We start from the raw sequence: 11,854 nt of genomic DNA, 5'->3' as shown, positions 1-11,854 counted from the left end.
GATCACAGCCGGTAGCGGGCGGTCAGCCCCACCAGCGTCCCCGACAATTGGGTCAGATCGCCCGCCGCCTGATCGAGCTGGCGCGTGCTGGCGGCGGTCTGCTGGCTTGCCTGGCGGATATTCTGGAGCGCCACCGTCACCTGTTCGATGCCGATCTGCTGCTGGTTGGTCGATGCCACGATCTGCTGGAATGTCTGGACGCTTTCCTGGATGCGAACGGCCAGTTCCTCGATCGCCGCCTGGCTGGCGTCGGTGCGCTCCTTGCCCGACGCGACACGCTTCACCGCTTCCTCAGTCAACATCACCGACGCGGTGATGCCGCGCTGGACATCGCCCAGGATCGCGCGGACGTTGCGCGTCGCACCCTTGGCCTGATCGGCAAGCGTCTTCATTTCCGCCGCGACGATCGCGAAGCTGCGTCCCTGTTCGCCGGCCGCCGCCGCCTCGATCGACGCGTTGAGCGCCAGCAGGTGCGACCGTTCGGAAACGTCGTTGACGGTGGCGATGATGTCGCCGATCGCCTGGGTTTTTTCGGACAAGGCGACAATGTTCTGCGCGACGGCCTCCGCCTGTTCGCGGATCGCATCCATTGCCCGGCCGGTTTCATCGACCGCAGCGATGCCGCCTTCGCTGACCTGCGCGGTCGCCTGCGCGGCGGCAATCACTTCCTGCGCGCGGCGAGTGATCTGGCTGCCCGAATGGGTGATCTCGTCGACCGTCGCGGCAGTTTCCTGTACGGCCGCCAACTGCTCCTCGACCGATGCGGCCTGTTCCTGCGTCGAGGCGCGGATTTCGTTTGCCGCCGCGTTCAGATTTTCGGTCGCGGAACGGCTCTGGCGCGCAATCTCCCGAAGCCCCTCGACCATCGCGTTGAGCGTGGTGCCCAATTGCCCGAGTTCGTCCTTGCCCGACGCTTTGGTGGTTCCGGTCAGGTCACCCTGCCCCACCCGCCCGACAAAGCCCATGAATTCGCTCAAGGGTCCGGTAATCGACTGGCGGATTACCCAAGCGATGACGAAGGCGAGGCCGACCGCGAACAGCAGCCCGATCAGAATCGAGGTGCGCGTCGCCGCATAGCTTTCATCGATCGTCCGCCGTCCCGCACCGATCGCTTCGTCCAGCGACGCGCGCACCGCGCGGTTGGCTTCGGTGAATTGCTGCTGGTCGCGATCGATTGCCGCACCGCGCGCCTGAACCTGATCGGCAGCGCCCGCGCGCATCGCGTCGAACTGCGCCAGGCTGTTGGCGCGCAACCGTTCGAACGCCGCCTCTGCCTGCGCCGACTGGTTGGTCATGGTGCGCCACAATGTCGCGCGTTCGCTGTTGATGGCGGTCGCCTGGTAGCCTGCAACCAGTTCCTGCGCGCGGTTCAGTTCGGTTTCGGCGGCGCTCAATCGCCCCTGCCAGGTGCTGAACGCATCGGTGCCTCCGCGCCCCGACAGATAGGCGATGACCGCCGATAGCCGCGCCTCGCGCATCGCCGCTTCGGCGGTGGTGACGCGATCGACCTGGACCACGGCGGCGACGTCACGTTCGACGATGCGTTCGACGGTTTCGTTGACGTTGCCGAGCTGGACAAGCGCAAAGCCGCCAAGCAGCGCGAGCAGCAGGGTGATGGCGGCGAACCCCGCCAGGATGCGGTTCGAAATCGACAAGTGCGTCATCCTTCCAGTCTGCCCGCCTCACCCAGCAGATGCCGGGCAAGATGGGGCAGCGATACGAGCGTGTAACCGGGTTCGCCGTCACCGGCGACGAAATGCGTGAGGGTATCCGAAACCGCAAGCGCGACGTCGATGTGGGCGATACCCTCGGCGCGGTCGATGGCCAGCGCCAGGCAGCGATCGTGTCGCAGCACCAGCACCATCCGGTCGCCCTCCCCTGTCGGCGTAGCACCAAGCATGCTCGCAGGATCGAACAGATTGTGCAGGATCCCCGCGCGGGCGAACACGCCGACCAGCGGCAATGGCGCGCCGGGAACGCGCGTGACCCGCGGCATCGGCGCGACCGCCGCGACTTCGGCCAGCGGCAGCGCAAACCGCGCCGCGCCGATCGACCACAGGATCAGCCGCGTGGTCGCCCGATCGGTGGAATCATCACGTCGGGCATATCGCGCCTGGCGCTCGGCCAGCAGCGCGGCGACCTGCGCCTCGTCCAGGCCATCGATCCGAACGGGCACGTCGCCGGTCCGCGTCATGCCATCGCGCTCCGTGCAGCATCGGCAAGCATCGCGGCGGTCATGCCGTCGCCTTCGACCAGTTCGGCATCGGCGGGCAGATCGCGCACCGCGCGAAGCGCATTGCCGAGCGCGCGGCGACCTTCGTCGGCGCGTCCTTCGGCCAGCAAATGGCGTCCCAACAGATAATGCCCCATCGCGAACCTGTTATCGAGATAGAGCGCATTGCGAAATCCCCGTTCGGCGCGCGCCTTCTCCCCCAGCGCCAATGCACCGAGTGCGCCCAGATAATGGGCGACCGGATCGCGGGGGACGCTGGCCGCCCGTTCGTCCGCCAGCCGCAGGGCCTGGCCGGCATCACCCGCCGCCAGCGCGGCACGCAATTCGGCGAGCGGGACGCCGCTGGGGGGCGGTGGCGTCTCGGGCGGCGGCGCGGGGCGCGGGGCGCGTTTGGCCGCACGCGCAGGCTGCGGGAGGGCCGGACGGGCGATGGGTGCAGCGGTTGGCGCGACGATTGCCGGCTCGGCTGGAGTCTCAATCGTGGCGTCGGGTCGGCGGTAAACGAGCAACCCGGCCAGATCGACGATCCGCGCGACCTCTGCGAAATCGGGGCTGGGTTCGGCATGGCCGAGGAACAGATGCCCGTCCACCGCCAACCGGTTGGCCAGCGCGCCGACCATCGCCTTTGCCATCGGCTGGCTGAAATAGATCAACACGTTGCGGCACAGGATCAGGTCGAAATCGACGAATTGCAGCGCGGCACTTTCGCCGAGCAGATCGACCATATTGTGCCGTTCGAACCGCACCAGTCCGCGATAGCGGGGCTTCAGGCGATAGGCAGCCCCTTCGCGATCGAAAAGCCGCCCGCGCTCATCCTCGCCCAGCGTCCGCATCGCCCAGCCGGTGTAGCGCGCCTCGCGTGCGGTATCGAGCGCGGCCTGGTCGATATCGGTGCCGGTGATCGCGATGCGCCAACCGGCGATGCGGTCGCCCAACAGGTCGGACAGAATGATCGCGATCGAATAGGGTTCGGCCCCCGTCGAACAGCCCACGCTCCAGATGCGCAATCGCTTGTCCTGCGCACGTGCAGCAATCAGCCGGGGCAACAAGGTGCGGCGCAGCACGTCGAACTGTTCGGCAAAGCGAAAGAAGAAGGTCTCGTTGATGGTGATTGCGCTTTCAAGCGCCGCCCACTCGTCCGCGCCATCGTCGCCGTCGAGCAGCGCGAGATAGGGGTCGGCCCCCTGCCCTGTCGCCGCCAGGCGTTCGGCGATCCGCTCGATGAGTTGATCGTCCTTGTCGCGGTAATAGTCGTGGCCAGTGCGCGCGATGATCCGCGTCTTGAGCGCCTCGAACGCCGGGTCGTGCGCGGACAGCGCGGGCGGCGTGCGCCGGGTGCGAGTCACGCCGACGTCGGCTCGGCCCAATGGTCCGCACGGGCACGGGCCATTTCGGTCATCTGCTCCAGCCGTTCGCGCTCGAATGAATCGAGCAACCGGTCGAGGTCGATGACGTGCGCCACGCCGTCGTCGAGCGCGATCTCTGCGGTGACCACCCCGTTCAGGCTGTTCACCGGATCGACCGGCGCGATTGCATCCGGATCGACCGCCCGTCGTTCCTCGACCCGGTCGATCAGCAGACACGGCCACGTCGCCGATGGTTCGCTTAGGCACAGGATGTGCGAGAAGCCATCGACCGCGCCGATCGCTTCGCGCCAGCCCAGAACAACCGCCGTCGCGATCACGGGCAGCACGCCACCGCGAATCTCGGCAAAGCCGACGACCGCAGCGGGAAGCGTCGGGGCGCGCCACAGCGGTAGCATCGGCAGCACCGTGGATACCGCATCGGCAGCGATCGCCAGTTTGTGGTCAGCCACCGAACAGATGAAATAATCACGCATCGCACCCATGACGGGCCTTTTCCGGCGGAAATCCGATCGATGCAAGGTCAATGGTGGTGCGGCACGGTTCCGACGACCCCGGGAGTGGACGGCTTCGTGACCACCCTCCCCGTCTTGGCGGCTCGAATGGCCCACCGAACAAGGACCGGAGCACTTAAAAAAGGGCTTCGTCAAATGCCCGCCAGGGCACGTTTGGCCGCAACGCCAAACGATGACAGCCTGCCCCTCCAAATCGCCTAGAATGGCCACTCGCGGGCGATTACAGTACGTTCTATATATGTTCTTACCCGCGAAAGTTCGACCTTTACCTTGTCCGTGAACCAATCCCTCAACGCCAACTAGGGTCACGAATAAGTGCTGTCGATCAAATCGCTTATCGCGCGCTTCAACTCATCGAGGTCACCTGCGAATTTCGCAGGGATTGAAAGCTGCAATCCCGCCCGACGCAATGGCGGCTGATAGGAGAACAGCGGGGCGCCGGATTTGTCCGTATAAATACGAGGCTGGCCCGCCTTGCGTGGCGCGGACGCCTTGGCGCTCAGCAACCGCTTGATCACATCGGCGGCAGGAACCAGCGCACGCCCCTCCCCTGCCCGCTCCCGTTGATCGGCTGCGATATTGCCTGCCAACTCCATCGCGGCATCAAGCGACCCGCCGTTCTTGCCCAGCATCGGCTTCAGTAATCGTGCATGGCCGACGGTGACCACGCGCGGCCCGCCGATCGCATCGATCAGTACAGGATCAAGCCCCGCCAGATCGAGATAACGATAGAGCGCGCGATAATTGATGCCGATCCGCTCGGCCATCATGCTGACGTCACCCTTGTAATGCTCATCGAGGGCATTGGCATAGCTTTTCGCACGCTCGAGATCGGTGACATCCTTGCGCGCACGGTTCTCCAGGTCGGATTGCCGAAACGCCGCCTCGTCATCCAGCGTCTGGATATCGACCAGATATTTGATGTTCGGCAGGCTGTTTCTGCGCAGCCAGGTGATCGCCCAGTGACGTCGCGATCCGGTGACGATCTCGTACGGCGTCTCGGGATCGCCGGTATGCCGCACGACCGCAGGCATGATCTGGCGTCCCTCGGATTTGATCGTCTCGATCAGGTCGGCGCAATCGTCATAGGTCAGCGAACCATATTGCCGCGCATTCTGCGCCGAGGGACGACACAGCGCGGGGTCGATCCGCTCGTAACTCTCATAAACGAGATCATCGCTGAACTGGCGCATCGACTGGCCGCGACTAGCCAACACGTCGCTCTTGGGCTCTGGCGCGAGTGCACCCGATGCGATCTCCGCCTGAATTTCATCGGCGATCCCGGCGAGCGTCGATTTTTTGTTCATAGTTCGATCCTCAACCTTGCTCCGCATGTGCTTTGACAACTGTCGATTTCGCCCGGACTTGCTGGCTTTCGCTCGCGTTTGACCATTGGTCAAAATCGAAAGATCAAAAATTCGGCATCTTTGGAAACCGTCGAATTGTCGTTATATTCCAGAATCTTGACGTCACTCTGACCAATGGTCAAAGTTCGGCGCGCTTTGAAGGCCAAAGACCCTTGATCAGCCCCTCGGTCTCTTGCCCCACTGCGTCGATCTGACGCAGGCAACGGCGGCGAACCGCGTGATTGGTGGTCGATCCGGGTAAATCATAGACGCTTTGCATCTGGACCGAGGCGTTGTTAAATTCCGCCGAGGTCTTCAATTCGCTCGCCATCACCGTTTTCCCGAACACGCCATTGGCCATTTCCACGACCTGGCGCTGCGCGTCGACCGTCGAATCGCTCTTGGAAATCAGCATGTGGATGAAGCCGTAATCGGGGATCATCCCGTGCTCGCTCAGCTCGTCCATCGTCTCTGAAAGCATTCCCAGAAACGACGTGGTCGATGCGAAATCGACCGTGCTGGGTGGCATCGGAATGATCAACGCATTGGCGGCATACAGCACCGACAGCGACACCATTCCCAGCGCGGGCGGCGGGTCCATGATGATGACGTCGTAATCGTCGGCGATCCGTGCAATCTCGCGCGACAATATGCCCAGGATCTTGAACCCGAATTTCGGAATGCGCGCGGCGACCTCATATTCGGCGTTGTAGAGCTTCAGATTGGCCGGAATCAGATCGAGATTGTGGAAATGGGTCGGTCGGATCAGGCTGCGAATGCCGCGCTCGGGCTTCACCTGCAACAGGGCATAGATGCTGTCGAGCGGACCCAGATCGCTGTCGGGAATGTATCCGAACTGCATGGTCGTCGACGCCTGGGCGTCGGCATCGATCAACAGCACGCGGTAACCGTGGATCGCCAGATACTGCGCCATATGGACGCTGATCGTCGATTTGCCGACGCCGCCCTTGAAATTCTGGCAGGCAATGATCGCGGGCGGATCGCTTTCGTCGCGCCACGGCCGAGTGTCGAACACCTCGCGCATATGATCGATTTCGCGTAGGGTGTAGCCTTGGCGACGGCCCAGCTCGTTGCGCTCCTGATGCGGCAAGCGCCCTTCCGCTTCGGCGGTGCGGATCGACGAAACCGATCGATCGATCAACGCGGCAGCCTGCGAGATGGTGAAGGTAGGGCCGGAGCGGGGAGGGGAGGCAGCGATGTTGCGCTCGCGCAGCTTTTCGAGCACTCTTTTGGCCTTCCGGTGCGCCAGATCGATATGCTCGAGCGTGCTGACTTCCGTCTCGAGAGGAAGAGTAGCCATCATGGTCCCCGTTGTTGCGTTTGATGGCGATCAAAAGGCCATTGACGGTTTTTTGTCAATGGAAACCCGGTTTCCGACAACCGAACGTTTGCATCGCTGACAAAGGTATATCGACGCTGATGAGGGTAGGGCGGATCGCTGATCGAGGTAGGATCCACCGCTGGAAAAGGTAGCGAAAGCGCTGATGAGAGTAGGCGATCTAGCCTTCTTCGACCTTCTTCCTTGCGGAAGCTCCTAAGTCAGGATCCGCGAGGATTTGAATGAGGGCGAGCAGGATGGGGCACGCGAGCCGATGGTCGTACCTTCGTCAGCGGCCCATTGGCGGTTTTTTCGGGACGCAATGCGAATTACCGTCAGCGGTGTTGCATTTCCATGCCAATCCGTCAGACATGGGGGCGGACGATCGACTCGGGGGCCATGATTCGATGAGGGCGAAACATACCGAACGGCAGCTGAGCTTGCCATTGGGCGCCCAGTTCGTCGACGCGCTTCAACAGGCGCCGTTCGACGAGGTACGTGCGCTGGCCAAGACGCCCGAAGCGCAGCGCATCTTCGACAGCGTGCAATATACGATGGAGGAGGAATCCCTCCCCAATTTCCTGCATTCGGCGATGTGCGCGATGTCGCTGCCGGTCAGGCGTCCGAGCGACGAGGACGCGCCGATCATCCGCCGCGACGGGAAATTGTCGCTGATCATCCAGCCGCTCGAACGAATGGAGCCGAACGGGCCGAACGGCGAATTCGTGCCGGTGCGCCGCGGCGTCCCCTTCGGTCGCCATGCCCGTCTGGTGTTGATCTACATCATGACCGAAGCGGTGCGCACGCGCAGCCGAACGATCTTTCTCGGCAGCAGCTTTTCGGCGTGGCTGCGCAAGATGGGGATTAGCAACACCGATTCGGGCGGACGGAGAGGGACCCGCAGCCTGGTTCAGGAGCAGATCGACCGGCTGATGAATTGCGAATGGACGATGCGGTGGGACGAAACCGTGCCGGTTCCCGCTGATAAAGGTAGGGGTCGCAAATCGACCGGTGCCGAGCCCGCGGCCATAAATGCCTTCGCGATCAACGACATGCGCTTGGTCAACCAATATGGCGGCGTACGCACGGCAGGCGGTGAGTTCGTCACCCATTTCGTATTGTCGGAGGCGTTCTTCGATAATCTGATCAAGCATTCGGTGCCGCTTAATGACCGCGCGATCGTGACCTTGCAGAAATCTGCGACGCAGCTCGATCTGTATACCTGGCTTGCTTACCGTCTGCCGAGAATCAAGCCCGGGGACGAGGTGCGGCTGAGCTGGGCCGATCTGGCCAAGCATCTGGGCAATGAGTCGTCGAAGATGTTTAAATTCCGCCAGACGGTGCGCGGCGCGTGGCAAGAGGTGTCGGGCGTCTATCAGCAGGCGCGGCACTGCGTCGATCTGGGTGATCTGATCATCAAGCTGCGCCACGCGCCGCCGCCGGTGAAGGGGCATCTGGTCAAGCTTGATCCCAACGATACCGGGGTGGTGACGATCAATCCGCTGCCGGTGCGCGACAGAGCGACGCGCGACCTGGCCGTGGCGAAACCGGACGAGCAGGCGGGCCTGCCATCGCCCGAACTCCGCGCTCTACCTTCATCAGCGGTTCGGTTTCCCGAGGGCGATCACCTAAATTTTACCGCACCCGAGCTTCATCGCATCGGCGCGATTTATGGCAACGGCAATGCGGTGTCGGTGATGGCCGCGGCATTCCGCAAGAAGCTTGGCGCCGAACTTGAAACGCTGGAGGGGCAGATGCTGATCGACCGGTGGAAAGCCTATGTCAGCAAATGGGGCACGGTCTGATTTATCGCTGATAAAGGTATGCGCTGCGTCAACCGACCAGGATGACGTGCAGGAAGCGCGGCCCGTGCGCGCCGCGGACATATTGCCCTTTGATATCGGTCGTTCCTGAAACACCCGTAATCCAGAAGCGACTGCGCGGGATGGCCGCGGGCTCGGGAATATCCTCCAGCTGCGCGACGAGATCGTTCGTGCGGACGATAACGATGTGATGCACCGCCAGGAAATGCGGCAGCATAGGGCAATTTGGACCGGTGTCGATCACCAGCGTTCTGGTCTCGGCCACTGCCGCCACGGCCTGTGCGATAACGACGCCGCCGTCGCTGGGCTGGGCGAGGGCAGGGGGGACTTTCGACCAAGCGATGCCCGGCGACGCGTGATGGACGGTCGCCGGCAATCCATGTTCCGCCAGATACGGGTGATGGCGTTCTCGATATCGGACGCATCGGCGACGGCTTCGAAACTCGCGCCGACCGATGATTTGCCGAGCGCGGCGGCGAAGGCGTCGCCGAGCGGAACGGCAGGGGCAGGGCGCTCGACATTGGCGACCATTTCGGACGCGCGCGGCGCGATAGCGTCGCTGTTGGCGCCATCACCGGAGAGAGCGGCGCGGATCGCATCGCGCGCGGTCAGCGTTCGCCCTTCGAATAACGTTCGACGAAGCTCGCACTCGACTGGGGCGCGGGGAAATCGCGGTGTCGTGTCCAGCCACCGCCGAGCGGGATGGTTTGCAACCAACGCTTGCCGATCTGTCGCAGCGCCCAGTTGGCAGCGCTCACGGCCCTGCGATAGGCCAAGGGGCGCGAAATGAGGCGCGACCATGGGCCGATCCCCCAACGCGCCGAAACTGGCTCCAGACCCTCGCGCCAGCTTTTTTCGCGCCAGCCGCGCAGCAGGGTGGGGAGGGGGATGTCGACGGGGCACACCTCGCGGCATTTGCCGATCGATGTGCTCATTTTCCAGGATCACTAACTATGGTAAATTTGAGGAACGGGTCGGTCGGTCCCAAGCGACGCTTTGCGATTGATCGCGCCGCTCTAAACTGATAGCGCTACCATTTTCATGGATGGGATAGGTCGATTGAGAGCGGCAATCGCGGTGCGTATCGTTGCGCCAGTTCGAGCTGCCGCCGCCACGATTCGTGCCGCGACGATTCAAACGATCTTGATTGCCTCAGCCTTGTTGATCCTTGCGCCGTCCGCTGCGGCGCAGGACGCCTATCTCTTGTGGCTGCAATATCGCGACACCAAATTCCAGCCGACTTCGGTGAATGCCGCACGGGTGATTGCGTTGGGCCAGTCGGAGACTGTTCGCATTGCCCGGACCGAACTGGAGGCCGCGATGGCGGCGTTTGGCGTCGACGTGCCGGTCCCCCTCGCCACGCGCGACCGATCTTCGGCAGTCGCCGGGCTTCCGCTCACACGCGTAGGGGATGAAGGCTATGTCATCCGCCGCCGCGGCGAGGGGATCGTGATTGCGGCCAACCGCGATATCGGTCTGCTTTATGGTGCGTTCGACCTGATCCGCCGGATACGGACGGGTGCGTCGCTGGACACGTTGGACGTCGTTTCTGCGCCAAAGGTCGTTCTGCGCCTGCTCAACCATTAGGGCAATCTCGATCGCACGGTCGAGGGCGGCTATTCGGGTCAGTTGATCTGGGATTGGTGGAAGCTCGGCGACTATGCCGACCCCCGCTACACCGACTATGCACGCGCCAATGCGTCGATCGGAATCAACGGCACGGTCATCAACAACGTCAACGCCAACGCGCTGACCCTGACCCTGGCATAAATCGCCAAGGCGGCGAAGCTGGCCGACATCCTGCGTCCCTAGGGGATCAAGGTCTATCTTTCCGCCCGCTGGTCGGCACCGGTCGAACTGGACAAGCTGAAGACCGCGGACCCGCTCGACCCCGCGGTCGCCGCCTGGTGGAAGGCAAAGGCCGATGAAATCTATGACGCGATCCCTGATTCCGGCGGGTTTCTTGTCAAGGCGAATAGCGAAGGCCAGCCGGGGCCGCAGGATTACAAGCGCAGCCATGCCGATGGCGCGAACATGCTCGCCGCCGCCTTCAAACCGCATGGCGTCGTCGTGATGTGGCGCGCCTTCGTCTATCAGCAGGAAAATCCCGACGATCGCCACAAACAGGCCTATGACGACCTCAAGCCGTTGGACGGCAAGTTCGCCGACAACGTCGTGGTCCAGGTCAAGAACGGAGCGATCGATTTCCAGCCGCGCGAACCCTTCCATCCGATGTTCGGCGCGATGCCCAAGACGCCGCTGATGATGGAGTTCCAGATCACCAAGGAGTATCTGGGGTTCGAAACCCATCTCGCCTATCTGGAGCCGATGTGGGAGGAGGCGCTCGACGCCGACACGATGGCAAAGGGCAGGGGCTCGACTGTCGCGCGCGTGGTGGATGGTTCGCTCGAAGGGCACGCGCTCACCGGCATGGCGGGGGTTGCCAATATCGGCAGCGACATGAATTGGTCGGGATCGGTGTTCGATCAGGCAACTGGTATGCCTATGGTCGCCTCGCCTGGGATCACGGCCTGTCCTCTGAACAGATCGCACCCGAATGGGCGGCGATGACCTTCACCCGCGAACCCGCCTTCGTCACCCCGACGGTGGCGATGATGATGCGCTCGCGCGAGGCGGTGGTCGATTACATGACGCCGCTGGGTCTGGGGCATCTGATGGCGACCGGCCATCATTACGGCCCGGCGCCCTGGGTGTCGGAGCTTGAGCGACCCGAATGGAACCCGGTCTATTATCACCGTGCCGACAAGGGCGGGATCGGCTTCGACCGCACCCGCAGCGGATCGGACGCGGTGTCGCAATATGCGCCGCCAGTCGCGCGGATGTTCGGCAATCGCAAGACGGTGCCCGAGGAATTCCTGCTTTGGTTCCACCGCGTATCGTGGGACGAGCGAATGCCGTCGGGGCGGACGCTGTGGGAGGAACTGGTTGCGCGCTACGATCGCGGCGTCTCCGAAGTCGCGGCGATGCAGGTCGAATGGGCGAAGCTCGAAGCCCATGTCGATCCGGTGCGATACAAGGAGGTCACCGACTTCCTTTCGATCCAGCATAAAGAGGCCACATGGTGGCGCGATGCTTGCCTTGCCTATTTCTCAGACATATCTGGAAGGGCATTGCCGCCGGGGGTTCGTCCGCCCGTGCACGGCCTAAAGCATTACAAGGCAATCCAATTTCCGTTCGCGCCCGGTCATCACTGAGCGCGCGACACAATCAAGG

The 11,854-nt window shown here is 63.0% G+C and carries 9 protein-coding genes and 1 pseudogene; 2 read left to right on the top strand and 8 right to left on the bottom strand.

The genetic code is table 11. The features are described 5' to 3' along the window. Nucleotides 1–2: 2 nt before the first annotated feature. The 6 genes from ACX0GZ_RS13270 to ACX0GZ_RS13245 form a co-directional block, all read right to left on the bottom strand. Nucleotides 3–1,655 carry a methyl-accepting chemotaxis protein gene (locus tag ACX0GZ_RS13270; protein WP_458817177.1) on the bottom strand — a complete coding sequence of 551 codons (1,653 nt, stop codon included), beginning with the start codon at nucleotides 1,653–1,655 and terminating at the stop codon, nucleotides 3–5. 5 nt (nucleotides 1,656–1,660) lie between these two features. Continuing rightward, complete coding sequence (locus tag ACX0GZ_RS13265; protein ID WP_458817176.1) at nucleotides 1,661–2,194, bottom strand: chemotaxis protein CheW; 534 nt, start codon at nucleotides 2,192–2,194, stop codon at nucleotides 1,661–1,663. Continuing rightward, the gene (locus ACX0GZ_RS13260; protein ID WP_458817175.1) at nucleotides 2,191–3,579 is read right to left on the bottom strand and encodes a CheR family methyltransferase; all 1,389 of its coding nucleotides are present in this window, start codon (nucleotides 3,577–3,579) and stop codon (nucleotides 2,191–2,193) included. The genes ACX0GZ_RS13265 and ACX0GZ_RS13260 overlap by 4 nt, the downstream gene beginning before the upstream one ends. Further along, a complete protein-coding gene (locus ACX0GZ_RS13255) occupies nucleotides 3,576–4,082 on the bottom strand; it encodes a chemotaxis protein CheW (RefSeq protein ID WP_458817174.1) in 507 nt (168 codons plus the stop codon). The genes ACX0GZ_RS13260 and ACX0GZ_RS13255 overlap by 4 nt, the downstream gene beginning before the upstream one ends. Nucleotides 4,083–4,417: 335 nt before the next feature. Further along, complete coding sequence (locus ACX0GZ_RS13250) at nucleotides 4,418–5,419, bottom strand: ParB/RepB/Spo0J family partition protein (protein WP_458817173.1); 1,002 nt, start codon at nucleotides 5,417–5,419, stop codon at nucleotides 4,418–4,420. Nucleotides 5,420–5,597: 178 nt separating this feature from the next. Then, entirely contained in the window at nucleotides 5,598–6,779 is a 1,182-nt protein-coding gene (locus tag ACX0GZ_RS13245; protein ID WP_458817171.1) for an AAA family ATPase, read from the bottom strand. Between the two features lie 425 nt (nucleotides 6,780–7,204). Between ACX0GZ_RS13245 and ACX0GZ_RS13240 the strand changes: the two genes are divergently transcribed. After that, nucleotides 7,205–8,602, top strand: a complete 1,398-nt coding sequence (locus ACX0GZ_RS13240; protein ID WP_458817170.1) for a replication protein RepA — start codon at nucleotides 7,205–7,207, stop codon at nucleotides 8,600–8,602. A 28-nt stretch (nucleotides 8,603–8,630) separates the two neighbouring features. Here the strand turns inward: ACX0GZ_RS13240 and ACX0GZ_RS13235 are convergent, their stop codons facing one another. Both ACX0GZ_RS13235 and ACX0GZ_RS13230 read right to left on the bottom strand, forming a co-directional pair. Beyond that, entirely contained in the window at nucleotides 8,631–8,996 is a 366-nt protein-coding gene (locus ACX0GZ_RS13235) for an LUD domain-containing protein (protein ID WP_458817168.1), read from the bottom strand. 232 nt (nucleotides 8,997–9,228) lie between these two features. Continuing rightward, a complete protein-coding gene (locus tag ACX0GZ_RS13230) occupies nucleotides 9,229–9,378 on the bottom strand; it encodes a hypothetical protein (RefSeq protein WP_458817167.1) in 150 nt (49 codons plus the stop codon). A 358-nt stretch (nucleotides 9,379–9,736) separates the two neighbouring features. Here ACX0GZ_RS13230 and ACX0GZ_RS13225 point away from each other — a divergent pair. After that, a pseudogene (locus ACX0GZ_RS13225) lies at nucleotides 9,737–11,835 on the top strand (alpha-glucuronidase family glycosyl hydrolase). Nucleotides 11,836–11,854 lie beyond the last annotated feature (19 nt).

The organism is Sphingomonas aestuarii (assembly GCF_054457155.1).
Note: the sequence above shows the minus strand (reverse complement) of the source record. Positions and strands in the feature narration are given on the sequence as shown.